The organism is Cytobacillus firmus NBRC 15306 (assembly GCF_001591465.1).
Taxonomy (GTDB): Bacteria; Bacillota; Bacilli; order Bacillales; family Cytobacillaceae; genus Cytobacillus; species Cytobacillus firmus.
The window spans coordinates 1-17,960 of record NZ_BCUY01000035.1 but is presented as its reverse complement, the minus strand read 5'-3'; the positions used below and the strand labels follow the sequence as shown (position 1 = coordinate 17,960).

Sequence of the window (17,960 nt, the reverse complement as noted above, 5' to 3'; positions counted from 1 at the left end):
ATTCAAAAGGTATCATAAAAACGGAAAAAGAAAAAGGCAAATACTTTTCCCTCTTTATTTTCTTCCACCTGCTCAGGTCCCTTATTCACTGCCGATTAAAAAAAAGAGCCGAAACTCCATAAGAGTTTCGCTCTAGTCAATATCCATTATAGCACTGTACTTTCCGGCTCTGCATGTATCATGTCAGCGATCCGATTTCTGCTGTCCATTATGGCTACCTTCGGTTCATGATAAGGCACCTTTTCATCAGGAACAAGAGCATATGAAATGATAATGACAATATCGCCTTCCTGAACAAGACGTGCAGCCGCCCCATTCACGCAGATTACTCCGCTGCCTCTTTCACCTGGAATAATATAGGTTTCAAATCTTGCACCATTGTTATTATTGACGATTTGAACCTTTTCATTGGGTGCCATTCCTACCGCTTCAATAATCTCCGTATCAATTGTGATGCTGCCAACATAATTCAGATTGGCTTCTGTTACTGTTGCACGATGGATCTTGCCATTCATCATGGTGCGGAACATGCTGCCTTCCTCCCTTAGCTTTCTTTTTTCACTGATATTATTGCGTTATCTATTAAACGGGCCTTTTTGAATTTAACCGCCATAGCGATAATGATTTTCTCTTCCAAACAGGAAAGCTGTTTAAGATCCGGATAGGATAGAATCTCAATATAATCTATTTCTCCGCTTGTGTTTTTTTCAATAAATTCCCTGATGCTGCGGAGAATCCTCGCTGGATCGTATTCTCCTTCAGCTATTAGAGTCTCCGCCATTATAAGACTTTTATAGAGAGCAGATGCCTGATCGCGTTCTGCCGGCAGAAGATGCACGTTCCGTGAGCTCTTAGCAAGACCATCTACTTCCCTGACTGTCTGAACAGGGATAATCTCCACTGGAATATTAAAATCTCTTACAAGCCCGTCAACGACGGCCACCTGCTGGGCATCCTTCATGCCGAAATACACTTTATCCGGCTGAACAATGTTGAACAGTTTTATCAGGACCGTGGCAACCCCATCAAAATGTCCGGGCCGTGATTTTCCGCATAAAACATCTGTCCGCTCCTGTACCTTAGCCGTTACGGACAGTACTGCAGGATACATATCTTCAGCTGAAGGAAAAAAAAGATAATCGCAGCCCTCTTTCTCTGCAAGGCTGCTGTCACGCTCTAAATCCCTTGGGTATGTCGCTAAATCTTCTTTAGGTCCAAATTGCAGCGGATTGACAAAGATGCTGACCACTGTAATATCGTTTTCTTTCCTTGCATTCTGTAATAACGAAAGATGGCCTTCATGCAAATAGCCCATTGTGGGGACAAACCCGATTGTTTTTCCTTCCCTCTTAAGCTGTAAAGCAATCCTTTGCATTTCTCTTATATCAGTAATCGTTCTCATGCTTTTCCTCCATACAGACTCAGCAGTTCTTCCTCTTTCATCCTGAAAGAATGGGAATCATCAGGAAATGCTCCATTCTTCACTTCATCTGAATATTTAGTAAGGCTGTCGCCGATAATCGGATTCAGATTTTCATACTGTTTCACGAACTTTGGAACACGATCTACGCCGTATCCTAATACATCATGGTACACAAGGACCTGTCCATCGGTATCCTTACCAGCCCCGATTCCAATGACTGGAATCGTCAATTCTTCCGTGATCTGCTTTGCCAGCTGTTTTGGAACACACTCAAGGACAAGAGCAAAGGCTCCGGCTCTCTCACATTCCCTGGCATCATCAATCAGCTTTCTGGCTGCTTCAGCGTTTTTCCCCTGGACCTTATAGCCTCCAAGGACCCCCACGGATTGTGGTGTCAGGCCGAGATGGGCAACAACAGGAATGCCTGCTTTTGTTAACGCGCCAATTTGTTGTGCGACTTCATCACCGCCTTCAAGCTTAACAGCATGTGCACCTGTCTCCTGAATGAGCCTTGCCCCATTTAACAGTGTATCTTTCACGGACAAATGATAGCTCATAAACGGCATGTCAATCACAATGAATGTATGTTGTGCCCCTCGTTTAACAGCTTTTCCGTGATGAATCATATCCTCCATCGTAACAGGAACGGTTGAATCATAGCCCAGCACTACCATCCCAAGCGAATCCCCAACAAGTATCATGTCCACATTGGCTTTTTCAGCCTGTTTGGCAGCAGGAAAATCATAGGCGGTCAGCATGACAATTTTCTCATCATTTTCCTTCATTTTTAAAAAGTCTGTTGTTTGCTTCATCATTCGTCCTCCTTATGCAGGAAGAGGCAATAAAACTTTAATGAGTTTAAAAAAACAGAACATTAAAAAAATCCTTCTGTCGGCAGAAGGATTTTACATTAGCTCATATATCAGTTCATCCCTCTGTCCCGGTCCATTTTTTGGATCTAGGCAGATATATTATATTTGCGTTTCCTTAAAAAAGGTGCAGTTCTGTTAAGGATACTGCCCATAAAAAGTATATCAAAAAGGCAAATGAGTTGGCTATAAAAACTTTCAAACCGGCATTCTAAACATCCAGCTCAATGTCTGCAGAATATACGTGATGGACTTTCCCGCTGCTGTCTTCAATCATCAGGACTCCATCTTCTGTAATTCCAAGGGCCTTGCCATATATGCTTCCGGTAATCGTCCTTGCAGTAAGATTTTTGCCAATGCTGACCGCATAACTTTCCCATAAAAGCTTAATCGGATAAAAACCCTTCTCTAAATAAAGTTTATACAGGTTTTCCAGTTTGCCAAGCAGGATTTTAATCAGCTCAGCTCTTGAAAGCTTTACGCCTTTTTCAATGGATAATGAAGTAGCAATTTCTTTAAGCTCATCGGGATAATCATCAAGCTGCTGGTTAACGTTGATGCCAATTCCTATGATAATAGAAATAATCCGGTCCGCATCCGCCTGCAGTTCTGTCAGAATTCCTGTAACCTTCTTCCCGTTCATCAAAACATCATTCGGCCATTTAATTTGCGGTGTTAAATCAGTCAGCTCTTCAATTGCCTGTACAACAGCCACTGCTGTAATCAGCGTAAGCTGCGGAGCTTTCGGAGGTGGAATGTTCGGTCTTAGAATAACACTCATCCATATGCCTGTTGATTTTGGGGAGTGCCATCTCCTGTCCATTCTCCCCCTGCCTGAAAGCTGTTCTTCCGCAATTACGACCGTTCCTTCCTGCGCACCCTCGTATGCAAGGCGATGGGCAATCTTCTGAGTAGAATCAACACTTTCTTCATGATGAATCTGGCGTCCAAGGGTTTCAGTCTGCAAACCAAGCCTGATTTCATCAGGGGTAACTTTTTCAGGTGTTTTTGTTATCCGATAACCTTTTCTTCTGACCGCTTCCAATTCAAAGCCTTCTTTTCTCAGCTCTTCAATATGCTTCCATACAGCCGTTCTTGAACATCCAATCAGGTCAGCTAAATACTGGCCTGAAAGAAATTCCTCATTGCTTTTCGTAAAAGCATCAATCAATTTGTTCCTGATTTCTGATTGCACTTTATGAGCCACTCCCTTATGGATTCATCACTATTACTCACTTCGCCGCGCAAGACTGCTTTTTCGGTTTTTTCAAGCTCCGCTTTAATCCAGGGACCAGGAGATTTGCCAAACCAATCCATCAGCTGCTCTCCAGTAAGCTGAAGGTCGCTTCTTTCTTTAATCGGCAGAGAATTATATTGACTCAGCAGGCTGTCTGTTCCCCTGCTTGAGTCCTCATGCAAGATTACGTTGCGGACCCGTTCCGCGTTCAGGGACTTGTCCCCTGCCTGATAAAGGGAATAGGCCTCCCACTGGTTTTCGGCCCTGTACCGGATCCAGCTGATAATCGACACTATCTTTTTTGTTCTCTTTACAGGCAGTTTCCAGTTCTTCAGAAAAGCTTGAGCCTGTGACTCGTCCAATTTAAAGATATACGCAAGAAAGGCCCACATTTCATCTCCTGTCAGATCTGCTGCATTATAATTTTCTGCTTCTTTTAATTCCTGTTGGAAGCCTGACATTTTTGGCAGATAATTAGACAATCCTGTTTCCGCAATGACCTTAAGAGCTTTCATCCTGCAGGTTCCCGCTAATAGCTTTTCGAACTCTGCCAGCTTTCTTTCCACTGCAATGTTTTCAAGTAAATGTGACAGGGATGTCAAAGCATCATAAGTGTTTTTATCAATCTCAAATGCCAGCTGGCTGAAAAAGCGGACTGCTCTCATCATTCGAAGGGCATCTTCAGTAAATCTCTCAGCCGGCTTGCCTACAGTGCAAATTCTTTTTTCCTCTATAGCGCCCCTGCCGTTAAAAGGATCGATAAGCTGTCCTTCTTTATCCATGGCAATCGCGTTCATCGTAAAATCTCTTCTTTTCAAATCCTCTTCCAGGGATCTGATAAATTGTACTTTTGAAGGCCGCCTAAAATCCAGGTATTCAGCCTCTGTTCGGAAGGTTGTAATTTCATAGGAGATGCCATGATATAGAACCACCACAGTGCCATGTTCAATACCCACATCAAGTGTTCTGGAGAATATGGCTTTTACTTCTTCCGGGGTAGCCGAAGTAGCAATATCGACGTCTGCAATTTCTTTTCCAAGTATATAATCCCTGACAGAGCCTCCTACAAAATAGGCCTCAAAACCTGCAGCTTCTAACTTCTCGAGCACAGGAACTGCCTTTATAAAAACTTCATTCATCAAAGGTCACCTTTTTCCAAAAGTTCATAATAAAACTCTTCATATTGAGTGACAATGCGGCCGGCACTGAACCTGTCTTTTGCAAGTGAAATGGATTGTGAAGAAAACCTGTCAAGCAGTTTCTCATCAGTAAGCAATTTTATTGCTTTTCGCGAGATATCAGTTATATCACCCAAAATGCAAATATAGCCGGTCTCACCATCTCTGATTACTTCGGGAATTCCACCGACATCTGTACCGATGCATGGCACTCCGCATGCCATTGCCTCAAGAGCAACAAGTCCAAAGCTTTCCTTTTCCGATAATAAGAGCATTAAATCACTGATGCTGTAAAGCTCCTCCACATTATCCTGCTTTCCCAAAAACAGAACCTTGTCTTTAAGCTTCAGGTCATTCACCAGTCTGCATATAACGCTCATTTCCGGTCCGTCTCCTACTAGCAGCAGCTTTGAAGGAACTTCTTCAGATATTTTGGCAAAGGCTTTAACAACATCCGGCACCCGTTTTACACTGCGGAAATTAGATACATGAATGATCACTTTTTCACCAGGTTTTATGCCATATTCTTCTTTAAGGTAAAGAGAATCGGTTTTCCTGTATATTCTTTCATCTATAAAGTTATAAACCGCTCTTAAGGACTTATCAGGTTTGATCAGGTCATAAGTTTGTGATATCAACGCATTGGAAACAGCTGTGACTCCATCAGACTTTTCAATTCCAAAACGGATCGCATCTGTAAGGGATGGGTCATACCCGAGAACTGTAATATCTGTTCCATGAAGGGTGGTAACAATCTTAATGTCTGTACCGCTCATCTGCTTTGCCAGGATCGCGCAAACTGCATGGGGAATCGCATAATGCACGTGCAGCAGATCAAGGCCCTCGCGTTTTATCACTTCCGCCATTTTACTTGCCAGCGCGATATCGTAAGGAGCATATTGAAATACGGAGTATTGATTGACATCCACCTGATGATAAAAAATATTGGGGTACATCCTTTTCAGTCTAAAAGGTAGACTTGATGAAATAAAATGTATTTCATGACCTTTTTCGGCTAGCATTTTCCCTAGTTCTGCAGCAACAACACCTGACCCTCCCACCGTAGGATAGCAAGTGATACCTATTTTTAACTTTTTCCTCATAATTCTCCACCAAATATATCCATATTTACCAGTAAGGGATTATTAACTTTAAAACCCTCTGCATATTGTACCCCTGCCTGTTTTCCAAATAGGCTTTCCCTCGCTGCAACAGTTTCAATATAACCGTTGACAAGCGGTGTATCAAATGAACCTGGGCTTCTTGTAAATTGACTTTGATAGGATTCGAGACCTGCAATTTTTTTATCCATAAAAGAGGTGATATCGATCAGGAAGTCAGGCTTAAGGAAGCCATTTATCATATAAAAGTGCAGGTTTTTCACCTTATGCGGGGCAAAATTGCCGCCTGTTTCATATTTCCTGATTCCGGCTGAAAAGACCGCTTCTTCCACCAGGCGGGCACAATGCCCGTGGTCTGGATGCCTGTCCTCCATATATGGCGCAAACACAAGAGCTGGCCTATATTTACGGATCATTTCAGCGATCTTTTTTATGTATTCCTGGTTATAAAATAAGCCCCTGTCAGGCAGATTAAGAGTCTCCCGGACATTAACCCCGAGAATCCCTGCTGCTTTCAGCGATTCGTCTTTACGGATTTCAATCGTCCCATTGGAAGAAAGCTCAGCCCGTGTTAAGTCGCATATTCCAATCTTTTTTCCGATAGAGGCAAATTTGGCAATTGTGCCGCCCATGCCGATTTCAACATCATCAGCATGCGCACCAAATGCCAGAATATCAAGGTTATCCGGGTTCATTCATGTCACCTTTTTCACTTACAATATTCCTCCAAGATAAATCATTGCGTTCCAGGCCCTTAATAATAATTTCAGCTGTGCCCATATTGGTTGCGAGCGGCACAGCATATACGTCACAGAGGCGCACTAAAGCTGAGACATCCGGCTCATGGGGCTGAACAGTCAGAGGATCTCTGAAGAAAAATACAACATCCATTTTATTGTTGGCAATTAAAGCACCAATTTCCTGGTCCCCGCCAAGTGGTCCGGACTGAAAACGGTGAATGGAAAGACCAGTTTCTTTCATGATGCGTGAACCGGTTGTTCCAGTAGCATAAAGGGTATGTTCAGCAAGAATAGATTTATAGGCGATTGCAAATCTTACAATATCGTCCTTTTTCTTATCATGGGCAATTAAGGCAATATTCATGTCGGCACCCCTTTCTAATCGATAATATTTTCGAGGCCGTAGACGAGCGTATCAATATTTAAAACAGTATCTACAGCAAGCTTTACTCCTGACATAAAGGAAGCTCTATTATATGAGTCATGACGGATGGTCAATGTCTGGCCTTCAGAACCGAACATTACCTGCTGATGAGCAATCAGGCCGGGCAGGCGTACAGAATGTATATGCATGCCATCGAAATTTGCGCCTCTGGCACCAGGAATCGTTTCCTTCTCCTCTGGGTGCCCCTGCTCCTTTTTCGTTCTTACATCAGCAATCATCTCAGCTGTTTTAACTGCAGTTCCAGATGGAGCATCCAACTTCTGGTCATGGTGCAGCTCAATGATTTCCACATCATTAAAATATCTACCTGCCAATTGGGAGAATTTCATCATTAATACAGCACCAAGCGCAAAGTTTGGGGCAATAATGCAGCCGATTCCTTTTTCATGGCATAGATTTTCAAGCTCTTTCAGATTTTCCTTCGAAAAGCCTGTTGTTCCAACAACTGGCCTCACACCATATTCCAGGGCAGTTTTTGTGTGGTACATTCCTACTTCCGGAGTGGTCAAATCGATCAGTACATCGGGACTTAGCTCCTGAAAGGCTAGGGCAAGATCTGTGTATACCGGAACTTGGCCAAATTGTGAGAAGCCTTCAAAATCGCCAAGAAAGCCACCGCCATTTTTATGGTCGATCACGGCAGCTAACTCATAGTTCTCTGTTCGATTAACGAGCTGGACGGCTTCACTGCCCATCCTTCCCCGCGGTCCCGCTATAATAACTTTTACTTTATCCATTGTCCTCTCTCCTTCTACTCTTCAATTCTTGTCCATCTGTCTTTATCACGTGTGCTGAATTTTTTCATGACACGATCATGCGCTTCTTCTAAGTCAATATTTAAGGAATTAGCAAAGCATATTAGAACAAACAGCATATCTCCAAGCTCTTCCTCGATAGCCTTTTCTTCCTCTGTGGATTTTTTGGGTTTTTCACCATAGTGATGGTTCACTTCCCTGGATAGTTCCCCAAGTTCCTCGATCATCCTTGCAAGCATGGCTAATGGGCTGAAATAACCTTCTTTAAATTGGCTTATGTATTTGTCAACGTCTGTTTGCATGTCTTTCATTGTTTTTGGGGTCTCCATACTTTCACCTCAGCTTCTATTTACAGTTTCTATATATCTGATTTCCACTTTTCATGTTAAGCTATTGCTCAGCCATTTTACAAATATTTTTTATCATCGCTTACAGATAATCAGTCAGTGCATCTTGTCCTTTGATGTTATTGCTCTTATAATCTGTATCTTATATAATTAGATACGCTTTGGTATTGTGATATTCAGGCAGCGGAGGGATAATATGTTTTATGGATTGAAATTTAAGAATATTTTTTTCATTTTGCTCGGCTCGGCCATTTTTTCATGGGGCCTTGTTCACTTTAATATGCAAAACAACTTGGCTGAAGGAGGCTTCACCGGTATTACCCTGCTTTTGTACTTCCTTTTCGAATGGGACCCTTCCTATACTAACCTTCTGCTAAATATACCGCTTTTCTTTATCGGATGGAAACTTCTGGGCAGGAATGTTTTTCTTTATACCATCATCGGAACGGTCGGTGTGTCCCTATTCTTATGGATTTTTCAGCGGTACCAGATAGACATGCCATTAAAAGAGGATTTGACACTTGCTTCTTTATTCGCGGGTGTTTTTATCGGCATCGGCCTTGGAACCATTTTCAGGTTTGGAGGCACAACAGGCGGAGTCGATATTATTGCGAGACTTGTCCATAAATATGCTGGGGTCAGCATGGGAAAGACAATGTTCATTTTTGACTTTTTTGTTATAGCCCTTTCATTAATTACATATTTAAACTACAGGGAAGCCATGTATACGCTGGTTGCAGTGTTTGTGGGTGCAAAGGTTATAGATTTCATGCAGGAAGGTGCTTATGCAGCAAGAGGGGCCATGATCATTTCAGAACAGAATGATGCAATTGCCGAAAAAATAATGAAAGAAATGGACCGGGGCGTAACCGTGTTAAAAGGCCATGGATCCTTCACTAAAAAAGAGCGTGAAGTATTGTATTGTGTCGTCGGCCGAAATGAAATTGTGCGGTTAAAAAATGCGATCACTTCTGTTGATCCCCATGCCTTTGTTTCTGTCACAGCTGTACATGATGTATTAGGGGAAGGATTTACCCTGGATGAAAATAAAAAGCCGGTTGAACGCTAAATATTGAAGTGATGTCCCAAAGGCATCACTTTTTTTCATGAGAAAAGCCGGCATTGCCGGCTTTTACTCAGATCTGGTCATACCAGTATAGATAAGAATTAAACGAAGCAGTTCCAGCACAGCCACGGCTGCTGCCGCTACATATGTCAGCGCGGCTGCATTTAATACTTTTTTAGTCTCTCTTTCTTCATCGTTTCTGATGATGCCCAGGGAAACCACCTGATCCATCGCACGATTGGAAGCATTGAATTCCACAGGAAGTGTGATTACCTGAAAAACCACTGCAGCCGCCATGAAGATAATGCCAAGCAGCACCATACCGCTCATGCCAGCAAAAAAACCGATCATGATTAGAATCCAGGAGAAGTTTGAACCAATATTTGCAACAGGTACTAGCGCATGGCGGAAACGCAGAAAAGCGTAATCCTGATTATCCTGGATGGCATGGCCAACTTCATGGGCCGCAATGGCAGCGGCAGCCACAGAATGGCCATGATAATTTGTTGCTGAAAGCCTTACTGTCTTGGATCGCGGGTCATAATGATCCGTTAGATGGCCCCTGGTTTCTTCAACGCCAACTTTATATAAACCATTTGCATCCAGAATTCTTCTGGCTACTTCAGCACCCCTCATTTGAGTGGATGAAGGAACTTTTGAATATTTGCTGTAAGCTCCCTTTACTTTCATTTGTGCCCAAAGCGGAACAAGAATAATTATTGCAAAATAAATGAGATATCCTCCCATTTTGTTACCTCCCATTAAGCTGGTCATGGTGAATTTTAACCTCTGGCTTTCATATCTTCAGCATACGATTCCTTCTAACTATCTTATTCCCATTTTCCTTTATTGCAAAACGGGAAAGACGCTTAATTATTCTTTTTGTTAAAGATAAGAGTGTAGAAATTTTTGAACTTCGAGGCCTGTCTAGCTCCAGCACCTCCCCCCTCGAGGTCACAAGCCGATCCCCCCAAAAGGCAAAGAACGCCTTTCCGTGAGGCTCGCCTTGAGGCCCACAGGATGTGGGTCATGCAGACGTTGCCACAGGATGTGGCGTTCTTAGTCTGCGTTCCTTCGTGAGCAAGGTGCTTCCGCTTTTCTTATTATGATCGATTTTTTTGCCTTGCCCTGTCTCCCTTATATTTTCTCCAACCTACGTAAGATAATGTAATGATGATTATGCTCCCGGTTGAGATGATCACCCACCAAAGGGATGGATCCGTTTCATCTTCTGTCATTTCATCAAAGATTGTCTGCAGATCATTTTCCAATGCAGCAAGTTCCTGCTGGCTTGCCTGCTGGGAAAGCACCTGCGGCCGATAATGATCAATAAAATTAATGCGGGCGTTCAGTTTTTGTACCTTTTCTGCATCGACATCAATCTTCAGACTGGGATAAATAACCTCATATAAAGACAAAAAGGAATTCAAACGTGAATGGAAGTTCTCGTTATTACCGCTGTATGCCGCTTCCTTTACCTCACCAAATACCGACATGATCGGCTTCTCCATTTCAGTCCATAAAGGCTGATATTTCGAGGAAATCGCATCCATTACCAGGCGAAATTTTGTTGCATGATTCAGCCGTTCTTCATGGCTCATGGATGTATTCACCGCAGCTTGTACAGCATCATCATGAGAGACGGTAATAATCCGCAGTTCGTCCATTGTAAATGGTCTTTCCTTGCCGTTCACAGCAACGAATTGCTCGGAAAAATACTCCAAAAGCTTCTTGGCATCCTCATACCTGTGAAGCTTAACCATCTGTAAGGCTTCATTAGATAATTGATCTAATTTATCTATTTTTGTTGTCTTATCTGCAGACACCATTCCAGGCAATAACATAATAATGAATAAGAATGCGATTACTTTTCGCCTCATCAAACTTGTCCCCCCTCAAATTACTATTAGATTAATATGAAAAGAGGGACAAGGTTAGACCAGAAAATAATTTCGAGAACTATTATATTTAATTTGCGTGCCAGGAGTCATTACAACTTTTATATTAAAGGTCCATTTCTCAAAGGTATTTTTTTGCTGCGAATTATGCTCGTTAATTTCCGCTGCGGGCACTTGCTTTCCGCGGGGAGGAACGGGAGCCTCCTCGGCTTCGCCTGCGGGGTCTCCCGCTCCCTCTCCTCCCGCAGGAGTCAAGCGCCCTCCTCTCCAATCAACTCAGTAAATGAAACTAAGTTATTAATAATCAACATGATTTATGAAAATAACCGCATTAAAACTTTGATAAAGCTATTTCACAATATCCAGACTAAACCGATTCTTTCTAAGGACGAAGTAATACGCGGTTCCTAATGAGAAAATGCTGAGCCAGAATGTAAAATAGCCGATTTGCGGTGTGTAAAGATTTAAAATAGGATAGCGGGGAAGCATGAAAAAGACATAATCAATTACATCATTGTGTAGAGTCCAGATACCCGTAATGACTAGATGCCATGTTTTGAAGCGATAGAAAGGTGCGTAAAGAACACCCTGGACTGCCATTGCACCATGGGAGAAGATTAGCATGAGAGCAACAGGATCCAATTCACCTGTAACCTGAAATACCAGCAAATTCATAACTACGGCCCATATACCGTATTTAATAAGGGTTACAATTGCTAAAGCTTCCATCAATGGCCAATTTTTGCCCATTAGAAAGGCAATCAGCACAAACATAAAAAACAGGCTTGCTGTAGGACTGTCGGGTACGAACGGCAAGAAAACAGCCGGTGTATCTACCAGCTGCCACTTATACCATATATACCCATAGATGGTGCCTGCTGTGTTAATAATCAGAAGGAGTATCAGCATAGCTCTGCTGCCTAATAAAGGATAGATCCATTTCATGTTTTTTCTCCTTTTCTCTATGTACACGATTGTTTCATTATTTTACCACATCCAACTCATGTAAAAAAACGAACAATTTTTGGGCAAAAAAAAGAAGCTGGCAATGCCAGCTCCTTTTTAAATTATTTGCTTTCAAGGCCAGAAATGAATTCAGCAAGCTTTTGAAGTTCTTCATCAGAGCCTTTGAACATTCCTGCAGGCATAGCGCCTTTACCGTTTTTAGCAATGTCAGCAACTTCTTCAGGTGTTAACCCAGTGTCAACAAGTGCAGGTGAACCTGCACCACCCTGGAGATCTCCTCCGTGGCAGGAAATACAGCCGTTTGCTTCAAAAATCTTGTAGCCTTCGTCTTCTTTATCAAACTCTACTTCAGCCACAATTTTACCTTGCTGTGCAGCCGCCTCCCAGTCATGGTGGGCTACAGACTCCCAAGTCAGGTAAGTGATGCCGGCTAGAGCCAATAGCATAAAGCCGGTTGCTAAAGGACGCTTGGACGGACGGCGTTCAGGTCCGCGGTCAATGAATGGCGCAAGCAGCAATGCTCCGAATGCAAGACCCGGAATAATGAAAGCACCAATTGCATTATAAGGTCCGGATGCATAGCTGTATTTCAGAAGCTGGTATAAGAACAGGAAGTACCAGTCTGGCAGCGGAATATAAGCTGTATCACTTGGGTCAGCAATTTTTTCTAACGGCGGCTCATGCGCAATTGTCAAGCATAGGAAACCGATAAGGAATACAGCCCCTACCATCCATTCCTTTAACAGGAAGTTTGGCCAGAATGCTTCTGTTTTTCCTGGATATTCCGAATAGTCTTTCGGAATATTCGGTTTGCGTTCTGCAGGAACACGAGAGTCACCTACGAATTTCATACCTTTACCACGATGCATTGGGCGATTTCCCCTCCTTTTGCAATGATCAAAAAATTATTTCTTACAACGGTCCTGAAATACCCTGCTTACGAATCATAATAAAGTGGGCAGCCATTAACCCGAATAATGCAGCCGGTAAGAAGAATACATGGATAGCAAAGAATCGGGTGATTGTCTGCGCGCCGACAATATCAGAATGTCCTGCAATAAGTATTTTCAGATATTCTCCAATCAGCGGAGTTGATTCTACGATCTGGATTGTTACTTTTGTAGCAAAAAGGGCTTTCATATCCCAAGGCAATAAGTAACCTGTCAGTCCAAGTGCAAGCATTATGAAGAAAATGAGCACTCCGACAATCCAGTTTAATTCACGGGGCTTCTTATAAGCTCCCTGGAAGAAAACACGTAACGTATGTAGGAACATCATTACGATTACTAAACTTGCTCCCCAGTGGTGCATTCCGCGGACAATCTGCCCGAATGCAACATGGTTTTGAAGATAATACACGGATTCCCATGCATTTTTGATATCCGGAACATAGTACATTGTCAGGAACATACCGGATAAGATTTGAATTACAGTAACAAAGAACGTCAGACCGCCAAAACAGTAAACGAATGCAGAGAAATGATGTGCAGGGTTTACATGCTCAGGCACTTCATGGTCAGCAATATCCCGCCAGATCGGCGTAATATCTAAACGCTCATCTACCCAATCATAAATTTTGTTTAACAATTATTACGCCTCCTTTCGCGGTTCAGCCTTGCCTAAATACAAGAAGCCATCTTTTTCTTTGTAAGGAAATACATCAAGTGATGCAACCGGCGGTGTACCTGGAACGTTTGTCCCATCCTTTGTATAAAGGCCGCCATGGCAAGGGCAATAGAAATGATCAGGGTTTGACTTGTCAGTATTCCAGTCAACTACGCACCCTAAATGCTTACATACTGGAGACAATGCAACAATTTCACCTTTATCATCCTTATAAACCCATGCAGTGCCGGTAACTTCGGATGTGTACCAGGCATCCTGCTGCTCATAAGTGTAATCAACCCTTGTCGGCGTTTCGGTAATTTCGGCGACTTTTTGCTTTGTTGGGATAAAATCACTCTCACCAGCTGCCTGCAATACAGGATCAACTGCAAAACGGACCATCGGCATAAGCATTCCTGCTGCCATGAAACCGCCTACACCAGTAAGTGTATAGTTTAGGAATTGACGTCTAGAAACTCGATTTTTGCTCATACTTTTCCCCCCTCTATTATGAAGTTAAGTCCAACGGACAAAATTCAACACAATATAAAACTAGGACATAACAATGATATATCAATCTTTATGCAAGGTCAATATAATCCTTTGGCTAAACATGTAAATAGAGCGACTTAACATTCACACTATTCACCATTTTGCCACTTTTGCACGAAAAGATTCAGCAGCTGTTTCACCTGATCATCCAGGATCGAATTCCGATAATTTTCATCCATATGCTCAAGAGGCAGAGATGGCAGCCAAATCAAGCCTCCTTCCAGCTGACCTTCGAACGCTTTCCACATGCTGTCCGAAGTTAAAAGGAAAATGTGCTTAAATCCCTGTACCTTCAATTCTGATTCCCATTGGCCCAAGCCGCCGATCAGGCTATCTTCTGATGCCGATTTCAGATAGGCAAATCCAGGCAGCATGATGAGACGTCCTCTGAATTGCCGTTCAAGCTGCACACTTAGAAGCGATATAAATTCTGTCATGGCTACAGACTGTTTGATATCATCTCCAAATGATACAGGAAGGAGCGGCAGAACAGCAGTGTCTACATATTGCTTTTCTTTAAGGAACATGTCGATATCCTGTGATATCCATTTCATATCATTCACTCCATTACAAATATTTGCCTTCCTTAATATATCATTAATGATTAGAATGCTTCAAATCAAAGAATGCAGACAAAATAAGAGCCCTGCTTTTATAAAAGCAAGGCTTAGGTAGTCTCTAATTTATTCAGCTGCTGAGTCAGAACGTTAAAAGCTTTTTTATCCTGCTTATCCAATGCTTCATCAATGAGCTCAAGGAGTTTCTCTCTTCTGAACTTTTCCAGGCTTTCTGTCAGGAACCTTTCGGCGATCAGCCGGTCCTTTTCGTTTATCTGGAGTGTCTTTGGCATAAAGGGATTTTCCTCCATGACCGCTGCATACTGATGGGCCTTATTTGAAGCATGGAAATTAAGCTGGATATAAATCTCTTCATCCCTGTTTAAGCGGATATCATGGAAGGACTTCTCCGCATCTGTGGTCATTACATTCTCTTTGTAAAAACGGAAAGGAACTTCATCCACACAATGGGTCGACATGATCAGGCCTCTTGGGCAATACTGTGCCTGCTCTACAAAATGCACCTTCTCCATAAGCTGGTCATGACTCATCAAATAATTGAGAATCCAAACACATTCTCTTCTTTTGAGCTGATAATGGTTTAAAAACCAGCGGATAAAATCTTTCTTCTCGTTGACAGATACAGGGGTCGCCATTTTTGATTCCCTCCTCTGCTTACAGACAAATTTGGTTTTACTGAAGTTACATTCAAAGGATAGAAACTGCCTTTTTTAATCAAGAAAATCATCCGTGAGTCGCTGCAGCACATCTAGATATTCTTCATTGCCAGGCTCCAGTTTGATTAATGTATTAAAAATTTCGGCAGCCTCATCCCTTTTTCCTTCCTCTGCTAAAAAATATCCGTAATCCGAAAGGAAATCCGGCTGCTGTTTAAAGAAAGTATATGCAAGCTGATATTTGTTTAATGCCTCTGAAAATTCCTCTATATGCTGAAAGGCAACGGCTGAATCCCATATAAGCTGGGGCTCTTCAAGCTCGTTCAGCATTTCAGTGATTTCGATTACATCTTCATATCTTTCCTGCTGGAGAAGAAGTTTATTTAAAAGAATGGCTGCCTGGACATATTCGGGATCCAGTGCAAGAGCCTGCCTTAACATATCTTCTGCTTCTTTTTCATTGCCATTTTTCAGGGCAAGCTTCCCGCCATAGAAGAACAGTTCTTTGTTAAATTCGTCTTGTTTTATGCCTTCCTTGACCGCTTCCAGGCCTTTGCCGGCTTCTTCCTCCCGCTCGTATGCCTGGGCAAGGTATAAATACAGTGAATGATACTCGGGGTCCAGCTCCTTCAGCTCAGTCAATTTTTCAATGGCTGTGCGGTTAAAGCCGGCTTGAAGCGCTGTAAAAGCATAACTGAAAAGGGTATTAATCTCCAGCTTGTCATCTAGCGCTTTTTCATAATATGGAAGAGCTTCTTCAAATGCGCCGCCTGCGCTGAGAATATCCGCCAATCTCTGATTTACATTTATGCCTGCAATGATATCCTCTTTCCTGAGAACATTTTCATATATCCGCTTTGCTTCCAGAAATCTTCCCTGCTCTGCATAAAGTTCACCGAGGGCGAAATCTACAATTATCTCATCAGGCAATATTTCTTTTGCTTTCAGGAGCTTTTGTTCGCTGACCTCAAATAGACCATCCATTTGATAGAGGTCTGCTAATAAGAGAAGCGACTGCGGAAAGCTCGGATCATGTTCATCTATTCTTTCAAGGACAAGGATGGCTTCCTCTTCATTTCCCAGATCAATATGTGTTTCAGCCAACAGAACGAGCAGTTCTCCTTCTTCAGGATATGCTTCCAGAAGCCGTTCATATAAGGCTTTTGATTCCTCAAGGAACCCATACTGGAACAGTTCTTCTGCCAGCAGGAACCTTTCTTCATGGGAACCATCCAGCAGTATTTGCTGATAGCTCTCCAAGGCTTCTTCATGATGACCGTTTTCTAATAGAGTAATGATTTTATTTACTTTATCCATACTAAATTCCTTTCGAATGCTAATCGGCTATTTTAAAGTAAGCTGGTGTGCTGATTTTAACATGCTCTCCCGAACCTGAACGAAAAATCACTTCTTGTCCGGCTCTAATCACTTTTCCTTTCAGGACAGTGACAGCAAGTTTATCTCTATGATAATGAAACAGCTGTGATTCTTCAACGGTAAGACCTTCTTCAGGCTTTTCATATAAATTATAACTGGCTTCCCCGCCCTGATGAATATTCCCTTTTAAAGGGTAAATCCCAGCTTTGGACAGCACTGACCGGGATAGAGGCTCGTGTTCCATCAGCTCATTCGGCATTGAAGGAATTTTCTCTTCCTGCATCAGTTTTGTCCATAATGTATTTATTCTGCTTTTCTCCTTTTCATTCCTGCCTGCAAAGAGGGGGGCAAGCGGACAATTATAAGGAAACATTGCTTCCCGCAGCCATCCCCACGGAACTTGCTCAAACTCCTTTGCATCCTGTATTTCAACAAAAACCACAGGAACTCTTTCTCTCTTGCATTTTCTCATAAAAGAAGGGGTGAGGAGACGGACAGGAATTTTCACACCAATAATATAATCGATCGGGCTGCTTAACAAACTTGCTTTAAAGCATTTAAGATCACTCTTTAAAGTATATTCATGCTTTACAGGCACAGCTGTCAGGAAGGCTGTGCATCCTTTTAATATGAACTCCCGAATATAATACTCCTTGAGTTCTGAAAAAGACATTTCCAGCGGGATAGATGTGTCCAGGACCACATATCCTGCAGACATAATAAATGCACCCGCATCCATTCTTGTATACCGAAACCGTTTCATTTCAGCCTGCATCAGTGAAATCTCATTATTTCTAATCAGCATTGATGTTTTTAACAGCTTGTCTTCCTTTAAAATATTTGCATTCTCAATAATATATGCCATAAAACCACCCTCTTAAACGGTCTTATGACAAGCTATGAAATTTTCACATAAATAAGACTGCTTGAACAGAAAAAGAGCTGCAGGAATACAGCTCAAGGCTCTTTTCGTATAAATTATTGTTTTCGCCAACAATGGGGTCCGTTGATTTCCGCTCCAGGATGCTCGCTTTCCGCGGGGCAGGCGGTGAGCCTCCTCGACACTGCGCGTCTGCGGGGTCTCACCTGTCCCGCTACTCCCGCAGGAGTCTCGCACCTTCCGCTCCAATCAACTCAGTAAATAAAA

21 protein-coding genes are annotated in these 17,960 nt (G+C 42.5%); 1 reads left to right on the top strand and 20 read right to left on the bottom strand.

Features of this window, described 5'->3' with window-relative positions:
- Positions 1–146: 146 nt before the first annotated feature.
- The 10 genes from panD to BFI01S_RS11570 all read right to left on the bottom strand — a co-directional run bounded on the left by panD (position 147) and on the right by BFI01S_RS11570 (position 8,097).
- Complete coding sequence (panD, locus tag BFI01S_RS11615; RefSeq protein WP_061792764.1) at positions 147–530, bottom strand: aspartate 1-decarboxylase; 384 nt, start codon at positions 528–530, stop codon at positions 147–149.
- A gap of 14 nt (positions 531–544) precedes the next feature.
- Complete coding sequence (panC, locus tag BFI01S_RS11610; protein WP_061792763.1) at positions 545–1,402, bottom strand: pantoate--beta-alanine ligase; 858 nt, start codon at positions 1,400–1,402, stop codon at positions 545–547.
- Positions 1,399–2,235 carry a 3-methyl-2-oxobutanoate hydroxymethyltransferase gene (panB, locus tag BFI01S_RS11605; RefSeq protein WP_061792762.1) on the bottom strand — a complete coding sequence of 279 codons (837 nt, stop codon included), beginning with the start codon at positions 2,233–2,235 and terminating at the stop codon, positions 1,399–1,401. Before panB ends, panC begins: the two co-directional genes overlap by 4 nt.
- Before the next feature lie 268 nt (positions 2,236–2,503).
- Positions 2,504–3,487, bottom strand: a complete 984-nt coding sequence (locus tag BFI01S_RS11600) for a biotin--[acetyl-CoA-carboxylase] ligase (protein ID WP_082804515.1) — start codon at positions 3,485–3,487, stop codon at positions 2,504–2,506.
- A complete protein-coding gene (locus BFI01S_RS11595; protein ID WP_061792760.1) occupies positions 3,460–4,668 on the bottom strand; it encodes a CCA tRNA nucleotidyltransferase in 1,209 nt (402 codons plus the stop codon). Before BFI01S_RS11595 ends, BFI01S_RS11600 begins: the two co-directional genes overlap by 28 nt.
- Entirely contained in the window at positions 4,668–5,810 is a 1,143-nt protein-coding gene (gene bshA, locus BFI01S_RS11590) for an N-acetyl-alpha-D-glucosaminyl L-malate synthase BshA (protein ID WP_061792759.1), read from the bottom strand. The genes BFI01S_RS11595 and bshA overlap by 1 nt, the downstream gene beginning before the upstream one ends.
- Positions 5,807–6,523 (bottom strand): bacillithiol biosynthesis deacetylase BshB1, encoded by a 717-nt coding sequence (gene bshB1 / locus BFI01S_RS11585; RefSeq protein WP_061792758.1) that lies wholly within the window; start codon positions 6,521–6,523, stop codon positions 5,807–5,809. The genes bshA and bshB1 overlap by 4 nt, the downstream gene beginning before the upstream one ends.
- Positions 6,510–6,932, bottom strand: a complete 423-nt coding sequence (mgsA, locus tag BFI01S_RS11580) for a methylglyoxal synthase (RefSeq protein ID WP_009332725.1) — start codon at positions 6,930–6,932, stop codon at positions 6,510–6,512. Before mgsA ends, bshB1 begins: the two co-directional genes overlap by 14 nt.
- 14 nt (positions 6,933–6,946) lie before the next feature.
- Entirely contained in the window at positions 6,947–7,750 is an 804-nt protein-coding gene (gene dapB / locus BFI01S_RS11575) for a 4-hydroxy-tetrahydrodipicolinate reductase (protein ID WP_061792757.1), read from the bottom strand.
- 14 nt (positions 7,751–7,764) lie between these two features.
- Positions 7,765–8,097: a nucleotide pyrophosphohydrolase gene (locus tag BFI01S_RS11570; RefSeq protein ID WP_061792756.1), complete on the bottom strand. Its 333-nt coding sequence runs from the start codon at positions 8,095–8,097 to the stop codon at positions 7,765–7,767.
- Positions 8,098–8,311: 214 nt separating this feature from the next.
- On the opposite strand from BFI01S_RS11570, the gene BFI01S_RS11565 reads away from it, so the two are divergent.
- Positions 8,312–9,184, top strand: a complete 873-nt coding sequence (locus BFI01S_RS11565) for a YitT family protein (RefSeq protein WP_061792755.1) — start codon at positions 8,312–8,314, stop codon at positions 9,182–9,184.
- Positions 9,185–9,247: 63 nt separating this feature from the next.
- Here the strand turns inward: BFI01S_RS11565 and BFI01S_RS11560 are convergent, their stop codons facing one another.
- From BFI01S_RS11560 to BFI01S_RS11510, 10 genes are all read right to left on the bottom strand, one after another.
- Positions 9,248–9,928 carry a zinc metallopeptidase gene (locus BFI01S_RS11560; protein WP_061792754.1) on the bottom strand — a complete coding sequence of 227 codons (681 nt, stop codon included), beginning with the start codon at positions 9,926–9,928 and terminating at the stop codon, positions 9,248–9,250.
- A 356-nt stretch (positions 9,929–10,284) separates the two neighbouring features.
- The gene (gene ypjB / locus BFI01S_RS11555) at positions 10,285–11,061 is read right to left on the bottom strand and encodes a sporulation protein YpjB (RefSeq protein ID WP_061792753.1); all 777 of its coding nucleotides are present in this window, start codon (positions 11,059–11,061) and stop codon (positions 10,285–10,287) included.
- Positions 11,062–11,427: 366 nt separating this feature from the next.
- Complete coding sequence (lhaT, locus tag BFI01S_RS11545; RefSeq protein WP_061792751.1) at positions 11,428–12,024, bottom strand: lipoprotein heptaprenylglyceryl N-acetyltransferase LhaT; 597 nt, start codon at positions 12,022–12,024, stop codon at positions 11,428–11,430.
- Between the two features lie 122 nt (positions 12,025–12,146).
- On the bottom strand, positions 12,147–12,914 hold the full coding sequence (locus BFI01S_RS11540) for a menaquinol-cytochrome c reductase cytochrome b/c subunit (RefSeq protein ID WP_048008303.1): 768 nt from the start codon (positions 12,912–12,914) through the stop codon (positions 12,147–12,149).
- Between the two features lie 43 nt (positions 12,915–12,957).
- Positions 12,958–13,632 (bottom strand): menaquinol-cytochrome c reductase cytochrome b subunit, encoded by a 675-nt coding sequence (qcrB, locus tag BFI01S_RS11535; protein ID WP_009332736.1) that lies wholly within the window; start codon positions 13,630–13,632, stop codon positions 12,958–12,960.
- A gap of 3 nt (positions 13,633–13,635) precedes the next feature.
- Positions 13,636–14,142, bottom strand: coding sequence for a Rieske (2Fe-2S) protein (locus BFI01S_RS11530; protein ID WP_061792750.1), 507 nt, complete (start codon positions 14,140–14,142; stop codon positions 13,636–13,638).
- Positions 14,143–14,291: 149 nt separating this feature from the next.
- Positions 14,292–14,756 (bottom strand): YpiF family protein, encoded by a 465-nt coding sequence (locus BFI01S_RS11525; protein ID WP_061792749.1) that lies wholly within the window; start codon positions 14,754–14,756, stop codon positions 14,292–14,294.
- A gap of 113 nt (positions 14,757–14,869) precedes the next feature.
- The gene (locus BFI01S_RS11520) at positions 14,870–15,415 is read right to left on the bottom strand and encodes a ReoY family proteolytic degradation factor (protein WP_035330154.1); all 546 of its coding nucleotides are present in this window, start codon (positions 15,413–15,415) and stop codon (positions 14,870–14,872) included.
- A 75-nt stretch (positions 15,416–15,490) separates the two neighbouring features.
- Entirely contained in the window at positions 15,491–16,753 is a 1,263-nt protein-coding gene (locus tag BFI01S_RS11515; protein WP_061792748.1) for a tetratricopeptide repeat protein, read from the bottom strand.
- A 19-nt stretch (positions 16,754–16,772) separates the two neighbouring features.
- Complete coding sequence (locus BFI01S_RS11510) at positions 16,773–17,678, bottom strand: hypothetical protein (protein WP_061792747.1); 906 nt, start codon at positions 17,676–17,678, stop codon at positions 16,773–16,775.
- Between the last annotated feature and the right edge of the window lie 282 nt (positions 17,679–17,960).

Excerpts from the sequence above, each read along its gene's own strand:
- panD (WP_061792764.1), bottom strand. The coding sequence starts at position 530 with ATGTTCCGCACCATGATGAATGGCAAGATCCATCGTGCAACAGTAACA.
- panC (WP_061792763.1), bottom strand. The coding sequence starts at position 1,402 with ATGAGAACGATTACTGATATAAGAGAAATGCAAAGGATTGCTTTACAG.
- panB (WP_061792762.1), bottom strand. The coding sequence starts at position 2,235 with ATGAAGCAAACAACAGACTTTTTAAAAATGAAGGAAAATGATGAGAAA.
- BFI01S_RS11595 (WP_061792760.1), bottom strand. The coding sequence starts at position 4,668 with ATGAATGAAGTTTTTATAAAGGCAGTTCCTGTGCTCGAGAAGTTAGAA.
- bshA (WP_061792759.1), bottom strand. The coding sequence starts at position 5,810 with ATGAGGAAAAAGTTAAAAATAGGTATCACTTGCTATCCTACGGTGGGA.
- bshB1 (WP_061792758.1), bottom strand. The coding sequence starts at position 6,523 with ATGAACCCGGATAACCTTGATATTCTGGCATTTGGTGCGCATGCTGAT.
- mgsA (WP_009332725.1), bottom strand. The coding sequence starts at position 6,932 with ATGAATATTGCCTTAATTGCCCATGATAAGAAAAAGGACGATATTGTA.
- dapB (WP_061792757.1), bottom strand. The coding sequence starts at position 7,750 with ATGGATAAAGTAAAAGTTATTATAGCGGGACCGCGGGGAAGGATGGGC.
- BFI01S_RS11570 (WP_061792756.1), bottom strand. The coding sequence starts at position 8,097 with ATGGAGACCCCAAAAACAATGAAAGACATGCAAACAGACGTTGACAAA.
- BFI01S_RS11565 (WP_061792755.1), top strand. The coding sequence starts at position 8,312 with ATGTTTTATGGATTGAAATTTAAGAATATTTTTTTCATTTTGCTCGGC.
- BFI01S_RS11560 (WP_061792754.1), bottom strand. The coding sequence starts at position 9,928 with ATGGGAGGATATCTCATTTATTTTGCAATAATTATTCTTGTTCCGCTT.
- ypjB (WP_061792753.1), bottom strand. The coding sequence starts at position 11,061 with ATGAGGCGAAAAGTAATCGCATTCTTATTCATTATTATGTTATTGCCT.
- lhaT (WP_061792751.1), bottom strand. The coding sequence starts at position 12,024 with ATGAAATGGATCTATCCTTTATTAGGCAGCAGAGCTATGCTGATACTC.
- BFI01S_RS11540 (WP_048008303.1), bottom strand. The coding sequence starts at position 12,914 with ATGCATCGTGGTAAAGGTATGAAATTCGTAGGTGACTCTCGTGTTCCT.
- BFI01S_RS11530 (WP_061792750.1), bottom strand. The coding sequence starts at position 14,142 with ATGAGCAAAAATCGAGTTTCTAGACGTCAATTCCTAAACTATACACTT.
- BFI01S_RS11525 (WP_061792749.1), bottom strand. The coding sequence starts at position 14,756 with ATGAAATGGATATCACAGGATATCGACATGTTCCTTAAAGAAAAGCAA.
- BFI01S_RS11520 (WP_035330154.1), bottom strand. The coding sequence starts at position 15,415 with ATGGCGACCCCTGTATCTGTCAACGAGAAGAAAGATTTTATCCGCTGG.
- BFI01S_RS11515 (WP_061792748.1), bottom strand. The coding sequence starts at position 16,753 with ATGGATAAAGTAAATAAAATCATTACTCTATTAGAAAACGGTCATCAT.
- BFI01S_RS11510 (WP_061792747.1), bottom strand. The coding sequence starts at position 17,678 with ATGGCATATATTATTGAGAATGCAAATATTTTAAAGGAAGACAAGCTG.